This is a genomic window from Paenibacillus hunanensis (genome assembly GCF_034055775.1).
Taxonomy (GTDB): domain Bacteria; phylum Bacillota; class Bacilli; order Paenibacillales; family Paenibacillaceae; genus Saccharibacillus; species Saccharibacillus hunanensis.
Window position 1 is genome coordinate 1,389,296 of sequence record NZ_CP139194.1, and the last position, 22,186, is coordinate 1,411,481.

Consider the following 22,186-nt stretch of genomic DNA (forward strand, 5'->3'; position numbering starts at 1 on the left):
ATACATCATGATATGGATGAATACATTTTTGTATACAGCGCTGCTATCGTGGGGAGCTGCCGTCTTTTTCTACTGGCGCTATCAATTAAAACGGCTGAACCTGCGCAAAAAGCTCGGCATGGTTCAGGAAAAGAAAGAAAAGGTCACCCTGAGCGAGCGCTTCAAAAAAAGAATTTTCTCCTGGTCAGAAAAGCTCATTCCGCTCGGTCTACGATTCCGCTTGTTCACCAATCCTACACGGATTGAGCGACAGATCGAGCTCGCCGGACATCCCGGCGGCTTGCGACTGGATTCCTTTTATGGCTTTCGCTTTCTGTGTGTGTTTGCTGGCCTATTATTCGGAACACTGCTTGTCTGGCTCGGCTTCGGCAACGGATTGGTGCTCATCCTGTTCATTCTAGCAGGGCTGGTCTTCCCATCCCTCTGGCTAAGCGGAGCTGCAAAGGAACGTCAGGAACGACTCGGATTGGACTTGCCAGACTTTATGGATGCGATGAGCGTATCGCTACAAGCCGGTGTTCCGATGGAACCAGCAATGCGCCAGATCATCTCCCATATGGAAGGTCCACTCAAGGAAGAACTGGTTCGTTTCCAGCAGGAGCTAGATATCGGCGTAGCAAGAGACGACGCCTACGTCCGTCTGATGAACCGCAACCAGAGCCGCGAGCTAGAAACACTCGTCACTTCCTTAGTCCAGGGAAGCCGACTCGGCGTACCGATCTCACAAACATTCCAGCTCCTATCCACCGACATGCGTGAGACACGAATCGGCTCCATGAAAGAACGAGCAGCCAAAGCCGGCCCAAAAGTCACCCTGATCACCAGCTTCTTAATCCTACCCGCCGTCCTACTCTGCATCGTCGGCCTGCTCGTCCTCAACTTCATCTACAACCCAGAAGGCATCGGCATCTCCTGGGACGCGTTGCAGTAAGGATAGAGATGTAATACTAATACATTGCCATAAAAGTGCATAAGAATATGGTTGCAAAACAGTGGTCTATATACGGCACTATAAAGAAGCATTTCAAGTAAATAGTAATTGAATTCCTATGAAGTAACTTAAATATTTGAAGTAAATGTTTAAAGCACTTGCCTTAATCCCTTCACTGCTAACCCACCACAATGTGGCGCCAGCACAGAACGAAGGGGAGGAAATAAGGGAAAAGGACGACTTTGGAGGGGCGGGAATCTTCATTTACACCTCATCCAAAAGATTCCCGCGGCTCCACCCGAGTCCGTTCCCTTATTCCTCCCCGAAGTGGTCTCTGCTATGCCGCCACAACCAACCATTTGAAAGGGGGTGAACCCAAATGATGAACAAAGTATGCTCCTACCTGTATGCAAAAGCTTCGACAATCGGTCAATACACACGTAACGAAAAAGGTGCACAAGCGATTGAGTACGTTGGCGTTGCAGCGGTTGTTGTCGTGCTGATCATTGCACTGATGAGTCTGTTTGGTAAAGAAAGCGGAGGTATTGCTTCCACGCTGGTAGATAAAGTAAAAGAGGCAATCGACAAAATTAAAATTGGTGGCTGATTCCAAATGAGAATCAAAACAAAGATCCAACATGGCGTACAGATCGTCCGGCAACATCTGGGCAATGAACGGGGCGCGCAGGCGATTGAGTTCGTCGGTGTGCTACCGTTGTTCTTTTTAATGGTATTGATCGTCTTTCAATTCGCCTCGGCAGCAATTACCGCCGTCACCGTGAAGCAGGCAGTTATGGAGGGCGCACGCGCCGCGATGGTTGAGCAATCTGGTGAATCTGGCTACCAGACAGCTGTGCGTAATTTTGCAGGGAATTATAAGATTGCCGAGATGAGCAAGTCCGAATACTCCTCTGGCGGCGATACATACGTCACCGTCAAGGTCACACTGGAATCGCCGATGCTATCGAGCAATCTGTTCGATACATCCGGGCTGTCGATTCCAATCTCGTCCAGTGCAACGGTACGAAAAGAAGAATTACCCGATGATAATGAATAATGCTGATTCCATCATAAGACAGGCGGAAAGGAAGTGGTTATTATCCGAAGCTTCACATCCCGAATAGGAGCGGCAGCGTTAGCTGTGCTATTCGTCTTGATGTTGATGCCAGGGTTCGTCATGGCTGCTCCAGCCGAGTCGCCGATCAATTCGCATTTGAGCGAAATGAAGATCGAGGATCGGAACCAGACGCCGCAGGATACGTCGACCGATGTGGCGATCCCACCGCCGCCGTCTCAGCAGCCATCCGGTCAGGATGGAGCTGGAAATGGAGGCAGTGGCAACGGTCAACCAGGTAATGGAAATGGGCAAAATGGTAACTCCGATTCTTCTGGAACAGGCACATTGCCCGCGAATCCGAATACAGGCAATACAGGTGGAAATGGACAGTCTGGTGGTAATAGCTCAACAGGCGTAACAACGCCAGGAACGAGTGTCATCACACCCCCTGCTGGAAATGGAACCGGCGGATCGGGTACGAATCCGAATGGCATACAGACGCCAGGCAATGATTCAAATGCAGTAACTACACCGAATAACGATCAATCTGGCAATAATCAGGATGGTGCCAATCAAGAGGGTGCGAATCAGGACAATCGTTCCTGGTGGGACAAGATCACAGATGGATTTAACCAGGCCATCTCTAACATCCAGGCCGATCCATGGGGAAGTGTAGGTAACTTCTTCAAAGGAGCAGGGGCTGGATTACTCGGTGCTGTCGTTGTGGTAGGGGCAGTTGCTCTTGTCGCGGCATTTGTACTGAGTGCACCGATATCCGTTCCTGTGCTAATCGCTGCGCTGGTCGTGGGCGCTGTGGCCGGAGGTATCTATGCCCTTGTAGCGGGTAACAATTTTGAATTTTGGGATGCTTTCAAAATCGGCGGTTTTGCAGCCGCAGCTACACTTGCGATTGGAACGTCCGGGGTCGGGGCTGCTTTTAGAGGAGCATGGAAGCTAGTCACGCAGCAAGGTATCAAAGGAGCGCTTCGCACAGCGGGAACGAGAGCTCTTACGTATTTTCGAGGACTCGGTAGTAGCTTTATGCAGGGTTTACGTTCACCAGTCAAATCTCTTCTTACGACGATCAAAGGTAGAGCATTCCGTTGGACATTTGGGATCAACTTGAGCTTTAACACGGCTACTTTTTTTATGGCTAATCCAAGGTTACCAACGTTATCTGATGCGGGTGTCATTATCGGACAAAGCTTGGCAAGCTCGCTGCTCTTTTCAAAAGTGGGTGACTTGCTAAAAGTGGGCGTCAAAAGCACACTTGGTAAAAACGTATCTGCCTTTACATCTGGACTCGTAGAATCCGTGATTACAACGTTTGCCAAGCATCAGATTGATCCGAAAACGAACAAAGATAAATCGTTGGGAGAGCAAGTTCAAGGTACCTTTATTTCAAGTCTTATGTTTACGCCAGCTTTTAGTTCAGCTTTAAAGAAATTCAGAATAAAGTTTAACATCGGTACGTCACACTTCGACCTGGAAAAATCCAAAGTGGATGTCGTTACGCGTCCGTTCTCATCAAGTCAGAGAAGTGTAACAAATCAAGGACTTATCACGCTATGGAATAATGAACAGAAGATTAAAAATCAACAAGGCTTAATGCGGATTACGCCAAGCCAGGAAGCTTTGTTGCGTCAAAATGATTTACCTGTTCAGACATTAACGCAAACGCTGGACGCGGTGAAAAAGATTGCGAATTTTGCAACGAACAATGAAGTAAATCAAATACTGGACAGAGCCTCCCAGACTCCGCAAAATGGAGGGGATATTCAGAACAAAGGTGCATCCAAGCCTTCGGCTAAATGAGGTGATGAATGATGATTCAGTCGATTAAGAATATAGATAGGAAAACGATGGACAGATGGCAGATCGCAACCCTGATCTTGTTTGTTCTGGGTTTACTTGTGATTAGTTATATTGGCGGGGATTTAAAGCTGGTTAGCTTTTCAACGGGAATCATACTATTAGGGCTTGCTTACGTGCCTAATCTGCTCGTCAGTATCGGCATCTACATTCAGGCAGATTCGCATGATAAACAGCGTTATCGTATTCAGCTCATTCTGGCAGCGGTTTTTTATACCATTGTTCTGATCTGGCGGCTATCCCAATAGGGCGAGTTTTCAGATATAACCTGAGTAAGCCAAGCGAAGATAGGGAGTGAACGAATGGAATACCGATGTGAGTCTTGCGGAGATCGTTCAAGCCGAGCTATTCATCGCAAGGAGATCACCTGTAGCAAATGCGGAGGTACTGTACTTGTAGATGAAGCCAAGCGAAAGTCGGGCAGTCGGAAGGTCGCATATTTGTCTGCGGGTCTGGCGCTTGTATTGCTTGCTCTAATCTATTATGGATATTGATGGAGCTTGTATATACTGTATCAACGATTCATACTTAAGTATGATGATTAGCTACATCCATGACACGGCAGGAAGTGAGTATGATGAACAAAAAATTATCTCTAGGACTACTACTGGTCGTCGCTTTACTTGCGGGCTGTACAGATAAGGCTGCACCACCAGCAACCAGTACGAGTGAAACGGTTACAGGACAAGAAGCAACAGGTACAGAGGAGCAAGGTACGACTACAGCTGATCCGCTGGCTGCTCCAACTCCGGTTAAGGTTGTCGTGGAAGGAGCCTCCTCCAGTGATTCTTCTCCTGCATCCCAGCTGCCTGATGATATTGGTAGCGTACCGGAAAAGCAACAGATCACGAAGTTACTGCAATCCGGCGCGGTGAAGCTGGACAATCCAGCTAGCTTTGAACCGAATCAGCCGATCACTCGCTCTGAATTCATTCGCTGGATGTATGGCTATGATAATAAGCATATCAAGCCGAAGCTGGCGAGTCAGCCAAGCTTTAGCGATGTGGATTCAAGTAATCCGGATTATGCATTGATTGAAGGCTTGCAGGCTGCTGGTGTGATTACCGGATTCCCAGATGGTACGATGCAACTGGATAAGGAGTTAACCCGTCAGGAGCTGACCCTGCTGTGGGGCTGGTATGAGCGCGAACGCGGTGTGACGAATCCGATTGTCGATTCGTCAGTGACACAGTTTGCACTCAAGAAGTACAAGGATGGAACGCAAATCTCGGATACGTATGTAGCGGCAGTTGGTTTTTATGCCAATCAGGATAAGCATCCACTGGAGCAAGTATTTGGCGTGACGAATAAGCTGGAGCCACAGCAGGCGGTTACACGTGCTCAGGCAGCGCGCTGGATCGTAGAAAATACAGTTATGGCGGAACAGCAGCAGGAGCAGAATGAAGTGACCAAAGAGTTGCAAACTGAAGCCACAGAAGCGATGGCAGCACAGCAGGCGACACAGACCGTGACCGTCAATGATATTGCCACCAGTCCGGTACAATGGCAGATCACGCGCTTGATCAGCTCCGGTATCCCTGTTCTGGATGGGCAGGGTCATTTTCAGCCGTATACGTCGATTACACGGCGTGATTTTATCCGCTGGATGTATCAGTATGATCCGAAGGAGTTAACACCAGCGGATCAGCCACCGCCAGCCTTTACCGATGTGCAGAATACCGATCCAGATTATGCGCTGGTAGATAAGCTGAGACAGGCTGACTTGCTACCTGCTGTAGATAACAATGAATTGAAGCTTGATCAGCCGCTCACTCGTGAGCAGCTTACGGTATTGTGGGCATGGTATCAGCAGATGGACAGCGTTCGTGAGCCTGTGCTTGCACTATCCACCGTGCAGGATTCACTGTTTACGATTAGCGATGCGAAGGAGATTGGTGCATCCTATAGTAATAAGGAGCCGTATATTCGTGCGGTGGCGACCTTTGCATATGGAGAGCCAACCTATCGCAATGTGTTCGGCTTCACGACGCTACTGAAACCACAGGCAGCAGTATCGCGCGCGGAAGCAGCACAGTGGCTGGTCGAATATACGGAGTCATAAACATGTAAGTAAACACGTCGGTAGTAGCAGTCGATCTGTCACCGCAGTACAGGCCAATGAGCGGTTGTTCGTTTACTGACGGGCTGCTGAACTAACCTTGTGCCGGATGACGAACAATGGAGAGGATATGTATGAACAAATGGATCACCATTTGCCGTGAACGGATGCACAATGAGCGAGGCAGTATGTCGATTTTGACGATTGCCACGCTTGCTTTTGTCATTCTAGGTAGTGCGTTCATGTTTTATTATTTCACCGTATTCATCGAGAAAAGACAGGCGCAAAATATTGCCGATGCCGCTTCACTCACCGCCATTCAGGAAGTGAAGAAGCAATACGAGCTTGGGCTGGAGGAGCGTGCTGATGAGACGCTGGAGGAGTATTTGAAGGATGCGAAGGAGCAAGCTGGTGCCGAAGCAGGTGGTGCGCTGGATGATCTGATCAAAAAGGATATCGAGACACCGGAGCTAGAAAAGGTATTGCTGGACGATGATTACGATTCGGAAAAGGATTGGCCGCTCGTAGTCAAAGAGCCACATTTTGCAGAGGAATTCACCGCCAGTAAAAATGGCGATCTGCTCTACGAGCGCATCGTACAATATTCCGGTCAAATCTCAGCAGCAGCAAGTGGAGCGATTGATGCTAACGGAGGCGACACGTCAGAGGGAAGCATGACCTTTCCAGTAGAGCGTGAGCCCAAGTTCAAGCTAACCGCTGCACGCACGCTCAGTCTGGACAGCATCGGTCTGGAGGAAAATATTATGGCTGCTTCGGCCGCAGGCATCGGCTCCAAGGATATTCCGATTGATGTGAGCACCAAGACACCGATTGTGATCCGCTGGTAGAATGGTGACTGCCAGGTGTAGAAATACAACAACAGACCGACAGATGTACGCAAGTATATGGAACTGCACACTCTATACATCCAGTTAGATATGAAAGGATAACAGCTCACAGGCTCTCTCCCCTGGGGGCTGTTTGTGTTATTGTGCGGTGCTAGTCGGACTATGATGTTACGTGCATAGCGTCTGTCGTAAAGTCTTTCATAACCTCTGTTATAACGCCCAATTTGCCATACAAAAGGCTCGTATTGCTTCCTAAATATCGCTTCCATTCGCTATCTTTTACGAGAACAGACCTTTTAAGCTTTCCTTTATTGTATTTTAAGCTGTTTTTATAGTTTGTCGGATATAGTAAAATAGGTTTTTGGAACCTATCCATGCCCGGTGTACGAACGGTTAGGTAGAAGCGATCCGGGCAGGAATTGGCAGGAGGGGAAATAACGATGCTTCAAGTCCAGCAAGTCAGCAAACATTTTGATCGGCGACGCAGTGTGGACGGAATTGATTTTGAGATGGAACGCGGTGAGATCGTTGGTTTTCTCGGTCCGAATGGTGCGGGCAAAACGACGACGATGCGCATGATTACAGGCTATTTAACACCAACCTCAGGACAAATCTGGCTCGACGGATTGCCGATGCATGAGCCATCCCGCAAGGCGCGTGGCAAAATTGGCTATTTACCGGAAACGCCGCCTCTATATCCAGACATGACCGTCATGTCTTATTTGCGTTTTGTGGCAGATTTGCGTGATGTGCCTGCACGTCAGCAGAAGCTACGCATTAGCGAAATGATCGACCGACTCGGTCTGGAAGGACGCGAGCGACAAGTTGTACGCTCCCTGTCCAAAGGGTATAAACAACGTCTCGGTCTGGCACAGGCGATTATTCACAAGCCCGATCTGCTCGTACTGGACGAGCCGACCTCTGGACTCGATCCAAGTCAGATCGTGGAGATTCGGCAATTGATTCGTGAGCTAGGCGAACAGCATACTGTATTGCTAAGTACACATATTTTGCAGGAGGTGAGTACACTGTGCAGTCGTGTGCTCATTATTAATGAAGGAAAGCTCGTAGCAGATGGCCCATCGAATCAGCTAGACAGTAGCTTGAACGATAAGTTCCAGGTTGCCCTAGAAGTAAAATCACGTCCTGCCGCATTGCATACCTTGCTGGATGGATGGGGCTGGTCAGAGACGGATTATGTACTAACCGATCCCGATGAGCAGCAGGAGCAGCTTATTCGTGTCCGTCTGCAAGGTGAAGACGGAACCGACTTCCGTGAGCGCCTATCGCTGGCGCTGGGCGAAGCACGTATTCCGATTCTGGAGCTGCGCCGAGAAAGCATGAGTCTGGAGGATGTGTTCCTGAAGCTAACAAGCGAATCAACGCCAGAGTCGGCTACAGTCGAGCTATTGTCATCCAGTGACTCGCCTGCTGCGGAATCCTCAGCGACGGAAGCAACACCCGCGAAGGATGAACTCACTCCACTCACCAAAGCTTCTAACAAAGCGTCTAATAAAATGAATAACAAGGAGGATCGCGCCTGATGAAACGAATGTGGGCGATTTGCTCCAAAGAGCTACAGCTATACTTTTTTAATCCGACCTCCTATTTTGCGATAGCCGTCTATGTGCTGCTATCCAGCATTATGTTTTATGTGAGCTTTGTCGTGTATCAGCCGAGCATCATCGATTATCGTCTTATATTAGGTGATACGATATTCATGCTGCTGATTGTCATCCCACTGCTCACGATGCGACTTATGTCGGAGGAGTTTCGGCAGGGGACCGATGAGCTACTATTGACCTCGCCTGTGACAGCAACCGAGATTGTGCTGGGCAAGTATCTCGCCTCACTCGGACTGCTGATCGTGCTTATCCTGTGTAATATGGTCTATCCGCTCACGATGTCCTTTTTCGGCAAGCTGGATATTACATTGCTGCTCTTATCCGTGCTAGGTGTCTTCCTGCTCGGTGCAGCGATGATGGCGATTGGTCTGTTCGCATCGAGTCTGTCACAGCATCAGATGGTCTCGGCAGTGATCGGCTTTGTTATTTTGCTGACATTATGGCTGATGGATTCGTTCGCCTCCGGCGCGACAGGCTCCAGCTTACAGCAATGGCTGGCTCCATTTTCATTATCCGGTCGCCTGAACAATATGATCAAAGGCGTGCTGCATGGCCCTGATCTATTGTATTACATCACACTGGCTGCGTTATTCCTTGTACTGAGCATCCAGATTGTGGAACGGAAGCGGTGGAGGTAATGAAAATGGGCAAATGGATTTCTCGTACAAACGCAACCGTCATTTCTATTGCGGCGATTGGCATTTTTATCGTATTAACCTTATTTCTAAATTCGCTGGGCACCTTTCAGGTGGACCTGACCCAAAATAGGCAAAATACATTGTCCGATCAGACGATCAGTACATTAAAAGCAATTAACGAGCCAGTGGAAGCGATGGTATTCATCAATCCACAGGATGCACAGGTATATACACGCGAAGTGACCGACCTGCTACAGGAATATCATAAAATCAACAACAAGCTGAAGGTCAAGCAATACGATCTGCTGCAAAATCCAGAGCTGGCACGTCAATATGGCGTCGCTGAAAGCACGGTTGTGCTCAAGCAAGGCGAACGCACCAAAGCGATTCAGATCTACAATATGTTCACCAGCCCGGATCAGCAGGATGGACAGGACGCTTCATCCGAAGCAAGCTCATATCAGTTTACCGGTGAGCAAAAGCTAACGTCTGGCTTACTATCACTTACATCTAGCAAGACGTACAAAGCCTACCTGCTCAACGGCCATAATGAATTCGATACCGCTACACTCAGCTTACTGGCACAGCAATTAAGCGAAGAAAATATTAATATGTCCGAGTTATCTCTTGCACAGGAGGGCGCGGTTCCGACAGATTCGAGCGTGCTGATGATCGTTGCTCCGCAGACCGATCTGAGCGATGCAGAGACAAAGGTCATTCGTGAATATATGAATAAAGGCGGCAAGTTATTCCTGTCGCTGGGCTTTAACGAAAAGGCGAAAACCGATTGGAAAAATATCGATTCGTTAATGAACGACTATGGAATCACCGATACGCATGCCGTAGCGGTCGAACCAAAGGGTCAATCGCTATATGATCCACTGACGATTGTACCGGAGTACGGCAACCACGAGATTACAGATAAGCTGGCATCCAGCAATCTGTATACGATCATGTCACTCTCGATTGCACTCAAGCAGGAGGCCAAGCAGGGTCTGACCGTCACGCCGCTATTAACGACCACCTCTAATAGCTATGGTGAAACGAATCTGAGTGGCTTGCTCGAATCGAAGACCGAGCGTGACAATAACGATCTGGCAGGACCATTTGATCTAGGCTTTGCGGTAGGAAGCTCAGATGGTAAGCCGAAGGCAGTCGTACTTGGCGGTTCCACCTTTATGATGGATCAATCGATTCAGCAGCAGGGGAATCTCGACTTTGCAGTGAACAGCATTAATTATCTGGTGGGCAACGACAGCCAGGTGACGATCCGTCCGAAGACACAGGATCAATATCAGACAGCGACACTAACGCTGCCACAGGCACGGGCAATCCTCATCTCAACCGTAATCGTCTTCCCGCTGCTGTTTGTAGCGGCAGGTGTATTCCTGTGGTGGAGACGTCGTCGTGCGTAAAGGTTGGATACAGTGGATAAACCCTGTGCTTTACGCATACGGATCGTTTGAAAGGGGAGAGCCGAATGGTTAAAAAGCTACTGCCTTCTATCATCCTGTTGCTAGTGCTGGTAGCAGGCGTGGGCTATGCGTATTCGCAGCACTTTTTTCAAAAGAAAGACGAGACTACATCTGCGGAAACGAAGCTACTGACCGTGAGTACAAATGAGCTACAGCAGATTGTCATTCATCCGTCTGCGCTTGGTACAGGGGACGACACAGCGAATAGTAACGCAGAAGCAAGCACCAGTGGTACATCGGATAAGGCGAATAGCACCGCGGATGTAACCCTAGTGCATGATAATAATCAGTGGACGATTGCACAGCCGGGAGCGTATCCTGCGAATACGTATATGATCGAGGACTGGCTAAGCACGCTAGAATCAGCGACTGTACATGGTACAGTCGAGCAGTCCCCACAGGATGTATCCAGATACGGGATGGAACAGGGACAGCCGGGCATCGTATTAACGACAAAGGACGGGCAAAAGCTCGAAATATCGTTTGGCAGCGAGACACCAGAGCGTGAATATTATTATGCAAGAGTGAACGATGGCCCGATCATTCAGGTGGCAGGACAGACGATCAATGATCTAGCGGGCGCGACTGCGTTCCATTTTATCGATACGACTCCATTCGGCTGGGATGATCAGCAGCTCAGCAAGCTGGTCTGGAAGGGCAATGCGCCAACGACTACATGGACACTGACTCACCAGCTATCCAGCGGTGGCGATCCGAATCAGGATAAATGGAGCCTGAACGACCACTCCATCACCCCATCCGAGGCAGGCTCGATCACCGATGCGATCAAAAACATCCCTACAGACGAGCTACCCGTAGCAGCAGATAAGGTCAAGAGCTATAAGCACGTGCTGACACTGGAGATGCAGCTGATGGCTACAAATGGTGACGACAATACAGGCTCAGATGCGACTTCCAGCCAATCACAATATACAGGCTGGCAAGCAGCAGATGATGCGACCCATATCTGGATTGTAGAACCAACAGGTAAATGGGCATATCGCTTGCCAGCAGATAGTATCAGTAGGGCAGCGAAGACAGCGGCGGATGTGCTGAGTGGGAAGAGTGATTGAGTGGAAATAGCTCCAAAGGCGAGGATTTTTTAAGCTGTTTTTAAATAGATAAATCCCCTCTAGGGTTGTTAGTGAACAAGATATCATTTGTGAATGGTAACTTGATGCTGCAAGCTAGAGGGGATTTTTTCTATCCTAACTAACAGAAGTAATTGGAGTGAAAAATAAATTTTGGTTATGGAAATTAAAAACTTCCATTTTTGAAAATAGTCGTTATAATCATAGTGTCGATAATGCGTCTATATAATAATATTGAATAAATAAGGATAGCCATATAATCGCGTTTTTAGTTCGTACAACAATGAATTAATAACATCAAGTATGAGGTACGAAGGCTTAACAATACATATATATTAAAAATGACTATGTCTATTGCTTGCTAGGTTGTTATGAGTTTGATTAGATGAGCTTGCATATTAATGAGAAACAGAAACCAATATAGTCAAACCAGTCATGTATACTGCGACGCAAAAAACGACATATTCCTATGGCAAAAATGGCAATCTGGTCAGTAAGCAGGTTGAGCAGGGAAATTATAGCAGTGTCGTGAATCTGCCAGCGCCTACACCGGCTCCAGAGCCAGTAACAGACCCGACATCAATCTCCCCACCAGTTTCTACACCAGCAAAAGCGGGGGTGAGGATTATGTATACCTTGGACTCCACGACATAAAGCTCGGTTTCTTCTGCCAAAGGGGTCTTACTTTTGGGGTTGGTATCTTGATCCAGTTGGTATCCAGCGTATTGATGTGTATATTGACGGAGTCTTTCATGGTCGTGCCTATATGGGAGCATCTCGTGAAGATGTATACAAAGTTTACCCCGACTATAACAATCATGTGTCCGGATTTTACGTGAATAATATCAACATCACAACAGATGGCACACCATACACGAAGAAAAATAAAAAAGGTAAGCGTGAAGTCGTACCTGGAGAATTTGTACATGGGGTTACATTAAAGGTTGTTAATCGAGCCAATATGACTACATAGATTGGAAATTCTTTAGTCGTTAATCTTAATTAATGCAAAGTTATACAGAATAACTCTATATACAACCTAAAGAATGCTCTCAAAAGCCCTACTTTTCAAAAATAAGCTTCAGAAGTGACTAAAAAAGCTGTACAAAATGCTATAGATCAAGGACAAAAATTTGTTGATAAAGTCAACCGCATAAAAAATTCCGCTTCTTAAATTATGAATGGAGTAATGAATATGGACACTAATTATAGCGATTTAAGTTTGTCTAAAATTTCTTCATTGATGGGCATTCCTGATGATGAACCAGATGAGAGAATCCCCCTTTCAATATGGATTGACAATATTAAAGATTATAAAATAAAAGAACTAACAGATGGTGACATTGCCAAGTTGATTCGTCAGGAGATTTTTTTAGATTATATCGTACCAGAAGCTATAAACAGAATAGAAAAAAATCCCTTGGCTGGTTCTCTAGGAGATGGAGAAATTCTAGAATCATTTAGTATGGTTAGTGTAGATATATGGAAATCAGAAGGACAAAAATTTTGTAAAGAATTGAAATTGCTTTTGGAAGAATTTCTTATGAAATTACAGAGTTTTAAACTCGATATTCCATATCATACTGAAAGATTTGATGATTTAGATCAAGCTGATTTAGCAAAATCTATAAAAAAAGCTATTGAAAATTTAAATTTAGCCTTACAGTAATTATGAAAGTTTAATACGTTACAATGTGTTAAAAAGTCAATAGTACGATAATGAGAACTATAAAAGCGACAAAGGGGCTTAAAAGACTTTTGTTGCTTTTATAGTTTAATTTCAAACAAGTTCAAAGCAAATATATGTAAATTGGATGAGTAAAGTAGGATTTTAAAACAAAAAATTATATATAGGTGAAATAATTAGTTGTGTACATTCTGTTTTATGTATGTAAAACGATAAATGAAGATAAGTTTTTTCCATAATTCATGGTATGCAAGCGGAAATGGAACATCTATTCAGCCAGAAGCAATGAAACAAATAACATTAGGAAAGCTAGGAGGGTGATTTTAAAAATGAGAATAACATTAGATGTAACAGGTTCTTTATTTGGCAGAATTTCTATGGAAGTGGCGTATACAGCATTCTATGCTAATTTTCACTTACCCCATACTGTGCATATGGAGATATATGGATGTCATATTATTCAAGAAGAATATCCACTTTTCAAGACAAAACCATTCGTCATTGCAGAATTGGGACCTACAATGATGCGAGAAGACATTTTTATTATAGGAAAAACAAACCTTACCATTACAGGAGTTCAGTCTGGTAATTTATCCGTCTATTTATATTATCCAGACAAAAATGAATTTCTAATGGATCATCGAAAAAAATCAGTACGTTTAAATCGTAATTGGTCATCCACTACAAATGAACATCGTGGAGCAGAATATGTTTTAGGAGGAACTTTAGAATGGCATAGAGGACAACAAGAACTGATTTTGTATGCAACAGGCCAAGCAACGATGGAATTTGATACAGAGGATTGTATTAAAGGTAGTGAATATGTAATGAATCCAGAAAAATATACATATAAATTAGAAAACGAATGGCTATCATAAAATAAAAAATATTGAAATTGAACGTGCGTATGTGATGTTCTGAAACGTTTATTGTATATCAAATGCCGTATTTTTAGACAGATGGTATGTGAAAATCTATGCCGTATATATTTGTCCGTAGCGATCGGTTTTTGTTAAAGAAAGAAGCCGCCTGATAGTAATACTTTATATTATTATCTGTATAAATGGGTGTGAAGATGGTATCGGTATTCTTTACGATAATAGTACCTACTCACCTTAGACATTAACATACAGTTATGGTAAGCCTGTTGCAAAAGGTTCCATAACCATAGGAGGGGAATGAAATTAAACCTAATGAGCTATTAGCAACTTATAATTTGCATGACAGTAGTATAGAAGATATCAAGTATGTAACAGATAAAAACGAAGTTTTAATTAGAATTGAACTATGTCAGTGGAAGCAAGCCGATTATGATGAATCTCAACCTGAACGGCAAGAAGGAATATTATTTTTTACACAGGTAGAATTATTCAAGATTGAACCTGCTTCCTTTCAAATAGATAGTAATGAAATTCTGGAGATTAGACTTAATAATGAAACTAAAAATTTAGAATTTATTCTAACAGGTGTTGATGATATTGGTAAAGTGAGCATTGTTTCAAACCATGTGGATTGGAGAGAAATTAACTAATGAAGTCCAATATGAAAAGAATTCAATGTCCTTGTTGTCAATATTTCACAATTGAAAGTGATGATGAAGTTATTGTAGACATTTGCGATGTATGTTTTTGGCAGTTTGATTATACAGCTCATTTGAAACCTGACGAAGAGAGTGGAGCTAATAAAATATCATTGAATCAAGCCATCGAGAATTATAAAAAATTTGGTGTTAGTAAACTACAACGTAAACATTTAGTTAGGGCTCCATTGCAAGAAGAATTACCTGAAAACAATTTATAGTACGAGTTAAATAACCATGATTGGTATGGAGCCTCTCAAGGTTATTTTTATTATTTTACTCAGCAATATTAAAAAGCTGTATACAAAGATCATAAAAATATTGCTTACTTACCAAGCCGACAGCAACAATAATCAGACGCAAATGAACTATAATGCGTGTGATCTTACAAAGCAAGCGGTGGATCGTAATGGAATAATTGCAACGTATACCTGTTGTATGAATCAAGATCACGTAGAGATGGTATTGAGAAGCGATAGAGTGTTATTTCGCCTTGGAAAGGACAATACATTGTTAGGTATAGATTTAATCGATATAAGTAAGGAAGAGCATCAGATGCTCAAAATAGCTTTAGAATGAACATATCTATCCAATCATAGGAGCGTAGATGAATTGATGAATTATGAAGCCATATACTATTTAAAAGATATTGATAGGCTGAATGATGCTGAACTTTCACAGTTATTGTCCTTATTTAAAAAAGAAAATGATATATTACTATTCGCTATACTTGAGGAAAACCTTAAATATGAATCAGAAGAGACAAGTAGATATTTGTGTTCTTTAAAGTATTATATGGGGGATGATTGGATATTCCCTCATTTAAAGCCCAGCTTTTTAGAATTTAAAAAAATACTGTGGTATAGAACTGACACTACTAAATTTATCCAAAAAGTAGTCAGTTTAGATCATCTGTTTAGAAGTGTTGTATTGGAAAATGGGGATTCAATTGAGAATGCAAAATATGTTTTTTATGTTATTGAAACCATCGATTCAAAAGTGCTATGTATTGCTGCGAAATCGATAGAAGATTTTAATACATGTATTTTGCCTAAAATTACTAAGTTCGATCAATCTCTCCCAATATTAAATCAACTATAAAATGTTTGATTTAGTTCTTCAAATGGAAGATTTCTGAAGAAGAAATAAATGATGCGATCAGAGATTCAAAAGAGAAATTAAGAAGTGCTCCTGATACTATTCAAAATGCTACTACAATAAGATTTACAACAAATAGCAGCAACAATCTTCCTACTGTTAGTGATGTTCAGAGTATAAATAATTATGTATTCAGGATAAGTGCGGATAATCCAGCTTTAAGAACGGCGGTTCAAAATCAGACTAATCAACTTTAGATTAAATATCCGAGTTATAACTTTTCAGCTCGATTCGGAGGTTCTTAATGTCAGTTAGCATATTTAGAATGAATAAAGCAGATGATCTATTTGAATCAGGGTTTGAAATACCGGTGGCACGAGAAGAATTTTTTATAGAATTTTGGCAAACTGCAATCGAGGAATTGAAAATCAAGCGACTAAGAAATGGTATAGAATTAAAGAAAGAAGATTTGCAATCTATTCTTGATGAGTTAGAACAATTAAGACATTGGGCAAAGCTTCATTTACAACATAATGATTTGGATTATATGTTTTCCAGAATTGATTTACTAATTAAAGAGCTACCATCAGCATTTAAAACAGAAGATACTATTTTGTGGATGGGATAATACCATACTAAAAATAATTCAGTCAAAAATAAGAGAATAAAGAGGATTTTAGATAAGAGGATGATGTTACTGCTAAGTTTTGTGTAAATGTGGAACAACACGTTCTCATTCAGAATTTCAGAATCAACAAATGATGTGAGAGAGTTCATAATTTGCTGTTAATACAGTTATAAAAAATTAGATTGCTGAAATGTAACATTCAAGTCAAACGAAACCACATAAGAGTTTAGCAAATCGTTGTGGTTTTCGTTTGACTCTCGATGTTAAGGATTAATCTCTTGAGATTGGAATTTAACAAAAAAATTACGAATCGCTACAATGTTTTGTAATACAATATTGTAATTTAAGCAGCGGATAGTACAACGAATTTGGATACGCTGTATGAATAGTCGTTATAGGAGAAGAATGCAAAGTAGGAGGCAAATCATTGGACTATGCTAAAAACAATCTAACTGTTAGAAAACTAAGACAACTACAAGGAGACATTGCCGAGGTTGTTTCAGACGACATTGCTCCCCTATCTGTTTGGTATGCAAGAATTCAAGATATAAGACTCGTAGATCTGGATGATGGAAATATAGCCAAATTAATTAGGCAAAATCTTATCTTAGAATTTGCTATCCCAGAGGCAATCCAAAGGTTAAATCAATCGCCCACAGCTGGGGGAATTTATGTGGGTGAGTTGATGAACTCATTCAACTCTATAAAACGTACATTTTGGATTCAAAATGTAATATTCACTAAAGAATCATATGCGTTTCTCAAAAATCTTAAAAACCATCCTTTGCTTATTCATTTTGAATGGGAACTAGAAGAAGAAAAGCAGGATTATTTTAGGGATTTGGAAACAATGATATCCAAATTAGAAGAAGTCATGAAACAGATCTAAAGCTTTATCATTTGTAGGAGGAATAGGGATGGAATTTCTTGAAATTGTATTTGACTTCAAAACGAAATATTTAGATGAATTACTTTTTCATGAGTTTAAACTTAAACCTGATCATATTAAATCTTCGCACTTCTACGACACGGATAAAGAAATAGATATAGAATTTCATGAAATAACTAGCTTCTCTAATTTCTTCGCAAAACAAGGAACAGGTACAATTGTCGTAAAAGAAATTTGTTTGGGCATGATCATGGAAGAAGTATTCATTTTATTCTCATTTGATGGAGAGTCAGGTACGATTGACATTAGCTTTCCAGAATCAGAATTAATTGAAGACAAGATTTTTAACAAAGAAAAAGGTTTGCAGTTAATAGAATATTTCTCGTCATTCATGAAGCGTTATGAGTTAAAGTCTGTGAGATTTGGTTATGAACCTGCAACTGATGATGATACTTGCTTGATTGAGCTTAAAGAAGGTATGACTCAAATGAAAGACCTTGTGAATAACTTATAATTCTCATTTACCTGGTAACTAGCGGCTAGCATGCATTCAAATCCTAATTGCCATGATGTCTTTTCATAAAATGAAAAAATATCACTTTTAATAAGAAATTTGATGGATACTTCAAGTTGAGGTGAGATCGATGGAAACGGAATCCTCTATTAACATGTTTTTGTTATCAACAAGGAACTTTCAGGATCGGCAATTCGCTAAAAAAATAATTAGTATGATGAATCAACATCCATATTTTATACCTACACTTTATGATTCTGTTACACCATTGAAGGAACTATTTAATATAGAAAATATAGATGAAATGGTCGATACTTGGATGAACACCGAGATGAATGAGCGGTCGCATGATCAAAATTATGCTTCTGGCCATTTTATTGCTAGAGGGAAGAAGGCTAGACGGAAGAAGAAATGTACAATTTCTTATTTTGCATCATGGATAAAAAATCAGCAGGTTAACTTTAATCTTTTGTCCATCAGATGGCATGCAGAAGAGATAATAGAACAAGAACTGTTTGATCAAGTTATGTTGGTCTGTGAGAATTTTATGAATGAAGTGGAATCCGTCTATGGTGCAATTGGTATTGAACACAATCATAGTAAGAAAAATGATCCTATTGATTTAAGAGTCAGATATCCAGAACTGAAATGGATTTCATTATTTGGAAAGCCGTATATTGAATTATTCGGGCGAGATCAATTGCTATCGGCTCCATGTTACAAAGTACATGAATTTGGTGCAAATCTCATTGGGCTTCAATTAACGGAATCTATTGTTGATGATATCCCGTTTGAAGTTCGATCCGCAGTCAAAAAGCATCTTGGTGAAGAAGCCTTTGTTGAAGAGGGAAAAGGCATACGTCGTCATCAAGTAGGTTTGGTTCCCCAATTTGATTTTTCTGAGGTTCTATTTGATCCATCCAAACCGATAGTAGAGCCACAGATTCTTAAACGAAAAAGATAGGTTTGCCTTCAGTTGCTTCATACCGCTGAAGAAATTTTAAAAAGACTTTCCTATCCAATTGATTTTATTGCAGGTAACGATGATACTCATTCAGCAGTAACCAAATATGAAAAGAATAATGAGGATGTTGAAAGTTTTGGATTGTTTGTTACCAGACGAACTATACCTAATCTCAAAGCTTATTATTCTTCTCCAATTTGTAATGCCTATGTCAATTTAATGCATGTTAGTTTTGGTTTATATCCCTCATTACTTAATTGTACAAACAGGATTAAGGAAGAGTAGCCTAAGTAAGTATTACATATGGATGGGATGTTTGACTTGAAGACAGTGTTCTTAACAAAGAAAAACATTTAAAATTAATAAATTATTTCTCTTCATTTATGCAATATTATGATGTGAAGTCTGTAAGTTCAGATTATGAATCTGCAATTGATGATACTTGCTCGATTTACCCCGAAGGGTTTTTCCTTTGGGGTTTCTTCGCAGGAGTATTTTTTGAAAAAGATGGGGATTAATTGAGGTGATGACAGAATTGTATCTGAAAATTAGTTATTATGGGGAGCTATCATACTATAAAATATATTCAGACAATACAGGAACGCAGAGATTTGATATGGACGGAAATTGATTGGAATAAAAATCGAGGTGAAGCATGGATACAATTGAAAATAAAATTATTTTGCTATTTGAGGAGCTAAATTTCAAACGAGAAATAATCAATGATTCTGTTGTGTATGAACGTGAAGGAAAGTATCTAAAGCTGACTTTTATTCATATGTTAAAGTCATATGTTATTGAATATGCCGATAGTTATGATGAAGCTAACAAGAATCTTTTTGAAGATGGAGATTTATATCATATAACAATGGAGGAAGATGAATTAATTTCTAATATACGTAACGAAATAACTAACTCGTTATTATAATCGGCGGACAGCTGATAGTTAAACTTTAATTGCCTGTATACCCGTCTATGGTGCAATTGGTATTGAACACAATCATAGTAAGAAAAATGAACTTATTGATTTAAGGGTTAGCTATCCTGAACTGAAATGGATTTCATTATTTGGAAAGCCGTATATTGAACTATTCGGGCGAGATCGATTGCTATCAGCTCCATGTTACAAAGTACATGAATTTGGTGCAAATCTCATTAGACTTCAATTAACGGAATCCATTGTTGACGATATCCCGTTTGAAGTTCGATCCGCAGTCAAAAAGCATCTTGGTGAATAAGCCTTTGTTGAAGATGGAAAAGGCATACGTCGTTATCAAGTAGGACTGGTTCCAAAATGCAACAGTCGACTAAAAATACGTTATCCCTACTCTCAATTAGAATATTATCTAAAGGAAGATAGCTACATCACAAAGATATACTAGTGGTGCAAAAAGGTCATTTACTCCGTAAGACAAGAAGGTGTTCTCATGGATAAAATAATAGACTTCTATACAGGTTACGAAGGTGAGCCGGAAATCATATTCTATTTTGAAAATGCAGAAGACAAACATGTTCAGCTTAAAGTCTGGATAGGGCATTTTGATGCTATCATGGTGGCTATAGAGCCGACCCCAAATGGGTGGAATGGGCTTTCTCGGTACTATCACACAGACACTGGATGGGTTGAAGAGAGTCCGTGGAAAATACCTGATCTAGATGAGGCATTACACAATATTCAACATGCAGACAACGCTAAATTGGATCATACTGCATTGCTCGTCTATCATAACCTGTGTGAACTACTTCATCAGGCAAAAATAATGAATCAGAACGTTTGGATTGAATATAGTTAGATTTTAAATTATAAACAGGTTGATCAATCATTTATGTTTGATGCAATCATTACATATGAAATAGGTGATATCAATGTATGAATTCCATGGATGGGCTGCTATTCGCGAAACAGTTAATGAAATTGATGAAGACCATTTGAATATAATCGTTGAAAATATACAACATTTTATTTCTAACTTAAATTGGAGTAATGGTCTTTTAAAGCTATATCCTGCTAACGGTAATTATTACCTTAGTCTGGGCGGATTTTTAAATCGGAAAACTGCCGAAGCAACTGAGATCATGGAGCTATATCAATTTATTGCAGATCAAGCTCCTGGTTCATATGGATTGCTATATACTTTTGATGATGAAGATACAGAAGGGTATGACAATAGATTCAAAGTATTCGTTCTTGCTCGTGGAAAGATAACACAAAAAGAAGATATATTTTTATCACCATTTGTCCCAGTCGTTGAAGATGAATAGGAGGACGAAGTAATTGTAGATATTTGCGATGTGTGTTTTTGGCAATTTGATCTGTTAGCTCACATGAAACCGGATAGAAACATAGGAGCAAACAAAATTTCATTGAATCAAGCCATTGAGAACTATAAACAATTTGGCGTAAGCAAACCACAGCACAAACATTTAGTGAGAGAACCTTTAGAAGAAGAACTGCCAGAAAATAACTTGGAGTAGTGTATATGATTAATAGAACAGCACGGCCCACCATTCTATGCTGATATGGATTCCATCGAATTAATAGAAAAATTATCATCTGTTCGTTCAGATTTATTGTCAATATATCAGGATAAATTGAATAAAATGATTCACCATATTGAACAGAATCAATTAATCCATTCAGCAAATATTTGGATGTGTGATGAACAGAAAAGGACGTATCGCAGCTATATTAATATAATAAAAAATAAAATTCGTTGATGAGGAACGGAGCTATGGTATGAACAATATATCCAGAGAACATGCTGTGCAATTTATAAGCTCATTGCGTAATCTGATTGAGAAAGAAATGAATATATTAACGCATATTGAAGACTTGCCAGAAGTGAATTTGGGAATGGATAAAGACGTTTTTAAAGGTGTTAGCAACGGATTTCTGTCAGAAGTTATTTATACTATGACGGGACGCAAAGTTGAAGTTATTGGTGAAGTAGAGAATTTATTTCCATGTCCTTGCTGTGGCTTCAAAACATTAACCGAGCGTTATAATAAAGACGCTGGAACAGGCTATGATATTTGCCCTTATTGCACATGGGAAGATGATGGAACTATAGATCCATATGCTTACAGATCTATTAATAAAGGAAGTATGATAGATTATCGAAACGAAATGGCTAGCAACCCTAATAGATATCATACGAATAAGTGGATAAAAGCGAAAAGCAATGAGTAGTCTTTATTGTTGCATAAGTGCTGTATTGATGTTGTGCTAAA

At 41.4% G+C, this 22,186-nt stretch carries 28 protein-coding genes; all 28 read left to right on the forward strand.

Features of this window, described 5'->3' with window-relative positions:
• The first annotated feature begins 7 nt into the window (after nt 1-7).
• The 28 genes from SK066_RS05520 to SK066_RS05655 all read left to right on the forward strand — a co-directional run bounded on the left by SK066_RS05520 (nt 8) and on the right by SK066_RS05655 (nt 22,145).
• On the forward strand, nt 8-931 hold the full coding sequence (locus SK066_RS05520; RefSeq protein ID WP_188777032.1) for a type II secretion system F family protein: 924 nt from the start codon (nt 8-10) through the stop codon (nt 929-931).
• Between the two features lie 379 nt (nt 932-1,310).
• Entirely contained in the window at nt 1,311-1,538 is a 228-nt protein-coding gene (locus tag SK066_RS05525; protein WP_188777033.1) for a hypothetical protein, read from the forward strand.
• Between the two features lie 6 nt (nt 1,539-1,544).
• Entirely contained in the window at nt 1,545-1,988 is a 444-nt protein-coding gene (locus SK066_RS05530) for a TadE/TadG family type IV pilus assembly protein (protein ID WP_320543946.1), read from the forward strand.
• Between the two features lie 33 nt (nt 1,989-2,021).
• Nucleotides 2,022-3,803 carry a hypothetical protein gene (locus SK066_RS05535; RefSeq protein WP_320543947.1) on the forward strand — a complete coding sequence of 594 codons (1,782 nt, stop codon included), beginning with the start codon at nt 2,022-2,024 and terminating at the stop codon, nt 3,801-3,803.
• 47 nt (nt 3,804-3,850) lie between these two features.
• Complete coding sequence (locus SK066_RS05540; protein ID WP_320543948.1) at nt 3,851-4,108, forward strand: hypothetical protein; 258 nt, start codon at nt 3,851-3,853, stop codon at nt 4,106-4,108.
• A 54-nt stretch (nt 4,109-4,162) separates the two neighbouring features.
• A complete protein-coding gene (locus tag SK066_RS05545; RefSeq protein WP_320543949.1) occupies nt 4,163-4,354 on the forward strand; it encodes a hypothetical protein in 192 nt (63 codons plus the stop codon).
• An 80-nt stretch (nt 4,355-4,434) separates the two neighbouring features.
• On the forward strand, nt 4,435-5,922 hold the full coding sequence (locus tag SK066_RS05550; RefSeq protein ID WP_320543950.1) for an S-layer homology domain-containing protein: 1,488 nt from the start codon (nt 4,435-4,437) through the stop codon (nt 5,920-5,922).
• A 131-nt stretch (nt 5,923-6,053) separates the two neighbouring features.
• Nucleotides 6,054-6,767: a Tad domain-containing protein gene (locus tag SK066_RS05555; RefSeq protein WP_320543951.1), complete on the forward strand. Its 714-nt coding sequence runs from the start codon at nt 6,054-6,056 to the stop codon at nt 6,765-6,767.
• Between the two features lie 440 nt (nt 6,768-7,207).
• Entirely contained in the window at nt 7,208-8,311 is a 1,104-nt protein-coding gene (locus SK066_RS05560) for an ABC transporter ATP-binding protein (protein ID WP_320543952.1), read from the forward strand.
• Nucleotides 8,311-9,030 (forward strand): ABC transporter permease subunit, encoded by a 720-nt coding sequence (locus tag SK066_RS05565; RefSeq protein ID WP_188777041.1) that lies wholly within the window; start codon nt 8,311-8,313, stop codon nt 9,028-9,030. The genes SK066_RS05560 and SK066_RS05565 overlap by 1 nt, the downstream gene beginning before the upstream one ends.
• Nucleotides 9,031-9,035: 5 nt before the next feature.
• Nucleotides 9,036-10,445, forward strand: a complete 1,410-nt coding sequence (locus SK066_RS05570; protein WP_320543953.1) for a GldG family protein — start codon at nt 9,036-9,038, stop codon at nt 10,443-10,445.
• 65 nt (nt 10,446-10,510) lie between these two features.
• The gene (locus SK066_RS05575) at nt 10,511-11,578 is read left to right on the forward strand and encodes a DUF4340 domain-containing protein (protein WP_320543954.1); all 1,068 of its coding nucleotides are present in this window, start codon (nt 10,511-10,513) and stop codon (nt 11,576-11,578) included.
• 453 nt (nt 11,579-12,031) lie between these two features.
• Nucleotides 12,032-12,250 carry a hypothetical protein gene (locus SK066_RS05580; protein WP_320543955.1) on the forward strand — a complete coding sequence of 73 codons (219 nt, stop codon included), beginning with the start codon at nt 12,032-12,034 and terminating at the stop codon, nt 12,248-12,250.
• Nucleotides 12,251-12,791: 541 nt separating this feature from the next.
• Nucleotides 12,792-13,265 carry a contact-dependent growth inhibition system immunity protein gene (locus tag SK066_RS05585; RefSeq protein WP_320543956.1) on the forward strand — a complete coding sequence of 158 codons (474 nt, stop codon included), beginning with the start codon at nt 12,792-12,794 and terminating at the stop codon, nt 13,263-13,265.
• A 347-nt stretch (nt 13,266-13,612) separates the two neighbouring features.
• Nucleotides 13,613-14,161 carry a hypothetical protein gene (locus SK066_RS05590; RefSeq protein WP_320543957.1) on the forward strand — a complete coding sequence of 183 codons (549 nt, stop codon included), beginning with the start codon at nt 13,613-13,615 and terminating at the stop codon, nt 14,159-14,161.
• A gap of 338 nt (nt 14,162-14,499) precedes the next feature.
• Entirely contained in the window at nt 14,500-14,814 is a 315-nt protein-coding gene (locus SK066_RS05595; protein WP_320543958.1) for a hypothetical protein, read from the forward strand.
• Nucleotides 14,814-15,083, forward strand: a complete 270-nt coding sequence (locus SK066_RS05600) for a CPCC family cysteine-rich protein (protein WP_320543959.1) — start codon at nt 14,814-14,816, stop codon at nt 15,081-15,083. Before SK066_RS05595 ends, SK066_RS05600 begins: the two co-directional genes overlap by 1 nt.
• 16 nt (nt 15,084-15,099) lie before the next feature.
• A complete protein-coding gene (locus SK066_RS05605; protein WP_320543960.1) occupies nt 15,100-15,441 on the forward strand; it encodes a hypothetical protein in 342 nt (113 codons plus the stop codon).
• 36 nt (nt 15,442-15,477) lie between these two features.
• On the forward strand, nt 15,478-15,963 hold the full coding sequence (locus tag SK066_RS05610) for a hypothetical protein (RefSeq protein ID WP_320543961.1): 486 nt from the start codon (nt 15,478-15,480) through the stop codon (nt 15,961-15,963).
• Nucleotides 15,964-16,264: 301 nt separating this feature from the next.
• Nucleotides 16,265-16,588 (forward strand): hypothetical protein, encoded by a 324-nt coding sequence (locus SK066_RS05615; RefSeq protein ID WP_320543962.1) that lies wholly within the window; start codon nt 16,265-16,267, stop codon nt 16,586-16,588.
• Nucleotides 16,589-17,015: 427 nt separating this feature from the next.
• The gene (locus SK066_RS05620; protein WP_320543963.1) at nt 17,016-17,477 is read left to right on the forward strand and encodes a contact-dependent growth inhibition system immunity protein; all 462 of its coding nucleotides are present in this window, start codon (nt 17,016-17,018) and stop codon (nt 17,475-17,477) included.
• 28 nt (nt 17,478-17,505) lie between these two features.
• Nucleotides 17,506-17,991, forward strand: coding sequence for a hypothetical protein (locus SK066_RS05625; RefSeq protein WP_320543964.1), 486 nt, complete (start codon nt 17,506-17,508; stop codon nt 17,989-17,991).
• A 130-nt stretch (nt 17,992-18,121) separates the two neighbouring features.
• Nucleotides 18,122-18,955, forward strand: coding sequence for a hypothetical protein (locus tag SK066_RS05630; protein WP_320543965.1), 834 nt, complete (start codon nt 18,122-18,124; stop codon nt 18,953-18,955).
• 655 nt (nt 18,956-19,610) lie between these two features.
• Nucleotides 19,611-19,883 carry a hypothetical protein gene (locus tag SK066_RS05635; RefSeq protein WP_320543966.1) on the forward strand — a complete coding sequence of 91 codons (273 nt, stop codon included), beginning with the start codon at nt 19,611-19,613 and terminating at the stop codon, nt 19,881-19,883.
• A gap of 499 nt (nt 19,884-20,382) precedes the next feature.
• Nucleotides 20,383-20,748, forward strand: coding sequence for a dihydroorotate dehydrogenase (quinone) (locus SK066_RS05640; RefSeq protein ID WP_320543967.1), 366 nt, complete (start codon nt 20,383-20,385; stop codon nt 20,746-20,748).
• Nucleotides 20,749-20,821: 73 nt separating this feature from the next.
• Complete coding sequence (locus tag SK066_RS05645; RefSeq protein ID WP_320543968.1) at nt 20,822-21,217, forward strand: Imm7 family immunity protein; 396 nt, start codon at nt 20,822-20,824, stop codon at nt 21,215-21,217.
• A gap of 63 nt (nt 21,218-21,280) precedes the next feature.
• Entirely contained in the window at nt 21,281-21,430 is a 150-nt protein-coding gene (locus SK066_RS05650; protein ID WP_320543969.1) for a CPCC family cysteine-rich protein, read from the forward strand.
• Between the two features lie 262 nt (nt 21,431-21,692).
• Nucleotides 21,693-22,145: a CPCC family cysteine-rich protein gene (locus tag SK066_RS05655; RefSeq protein WP_320543970.1), complete on the forward strand. Its 453-nt coding sequence runs from the start codon at nt 21,693-21,695 to the stop codon at nt 22,143-22,145.
• The last annotated feature ends 41 nt before the right edge of the window (nt 22,146-22,186 follow it).

Bases quoted from the DNA above. Each gene is read 5' to 3' on its own strand.
- SK066_RS05520 (WP_188777032.1), top strand. From the start codon at position 8: ATGATATGGATGAATACATTTTTGTATACAGCGCTGCTATCGTGGGGA.
- SK066_RS05525 (WP_188777033.1), top strand. From the start codon at position 1,311: ATGATGAACAAAGTATGCTCCTACCTGTATGCAAAAGCTTCGACAATC.
- SK066_RS05530 (WP_320543946.1), top strand. From the start codon at position 1,545: ATGAGAATCAAAACAAAGATCCAACATGGCGTACAGATCGTCCGGCAA.
- SK066_RS05540 (WP_320543948.1), top strand. From the start codon at position 3,851: ATGGACAGATGGCAGATCGCAACCCTGATCTTGTTTGTTCTGGGTTTA.
- SK066_RS05545 (WP_320543949.1), top strand. From the start codon at position 4,163: ATGGAATACCGATGTGAGTCTTGCGGAGATCGTTCAAGCCGAGCTATT.
- SK066_RS05550 (WP_320543950.1), top strand. From the start codon at position 4,435: ATGATGAACAAAAAATTATCTCTAGGACTACTACTGGTCGTCGCTTTA.
- SK066_RS05555 (WP_320543951.1), top strand. From the start codon at position 6,054: ATGAACAAATGGATCACCATTTGCCGTGAACGGATGCACAATGAGCGA.
- SK066_RS05560 (WP_320543952.1), top strand. From the start codon at position 7,208: ATGCTTCAAGTCCAGCAAGTCAGCAAACATTTTGATCGGCGACGCAGT.
- SK066_RS05565 (WP_188777041.1), top strand. From the start codon at position 8,311: ATGAAACGAATGTGGGCGATTTGCTCCAAAGAGCTACAGCTATACTTT.
- SK066_RS05570 (WP_320543953.1), top strand. From the start codon at position 9,036: ATGGGCAAATGGATTTCTCGTACAAACGCAACCGTCATTTCTATTGCG.
- SK066_RS05575 (WP_320543954.1), top strand. From the start codon at position 10,511: ATGGTTAAAAAGCTACTGCCTTCTATCATCCTGTTGCTAGTGCTGGTA.
- SK066_RS05580 (WP_320543955.1), top strand. From the start codon at position 12,032: ATGTATACTGCGACGCAAAAAACGACATATTCCTATGGCAAAAATGGC.
- SK066_RS05585 (WP_320543956.1), top strand. From the start codon at position 12,792: ATGGACACTAATTATAGCGATTTAAGTTTGTCTAAAATTTCTTCATTG.
- SK066_RS05590 (WP_320543957.1), top strand. From the start codon at position 13,613: ATGAGAATAACATTAGATGTAACAGGTTCTTTATTTGGCAGAATTTCT.
- SK066_RS05600 (WP_320543959.1), top strand. From the start codon at position 14,814: ATGAAGTCCAATATGAAAAGAATTCAATGTCCTTGTTGTCAATATTTC.
- SK066_RS05605 (WP_320543960.1), top strand. From the start codon at position 15,100: ATGATTGGTATGGAGCCTCTCAAGGTTATTTTTATTATTTTACTCAGC.
- SK066_RS05610 (WP_320543961.1), top strand. From the start codon at position 15,478: ATGAATTATGAAGCCATATACTATTTAAAAGATATTGATAGGCTGAAT.
- SK066_RS05615 (WP_320543962.1), top strand. From the start codon at position 16,265: ATGTCAGTTAGCATATTTAGAATGAATAAAGCAGATGATCTATTTGAA.
- SK066_RS05625 (WP_320543964.1), top strand. From the start codon at position 17,506: ATGGAATTTCTTGAAATTGTATTTGACTTCAAAACGAAATATTTAGAT.
- SK066_RS05630 (WP_320543965.1), top strand. From the start codon at position 18,122: ATGGAAACGGAATCCTCTATTAACATGTTTTTGTTATCAACAAGGAAC.
- SK066_RS05635 (WP_320543966.1), top strand. From the start codon at position 19,611: ATGGATACAATTGAAAATAAAATTATTTTGCTATTTGAGGAGCTAAAT.
- SK066_RS05640 (WP_320543967.1), top strand. From the start codon at position 20,383: ATGGATAAAATAATAGACTTCTATACAGGTTACGAAGGTGAGCCGGAA.
- SK066_RS05645 (WP_320543968.1), top strand. From the start codon at position 20,822: ATGTATGAATTCCATGGATGGGCTGCTATTCGCGAAACAGTTAATGAA.
- SK066_RS05650 (WP_320543969.1), top strand. From the start codon at position 21,281: ATGAAACCGGATAGAAACATAGGAGCAAACAAAATTTCATTGAATCAA.
- SK066_RS05655 (WP_320543970.1), top strand. From the start codon at position 21,693: ATGAACAATATATCCAGAGAACATGCTGTGCAATTTATAAGCTCATTG.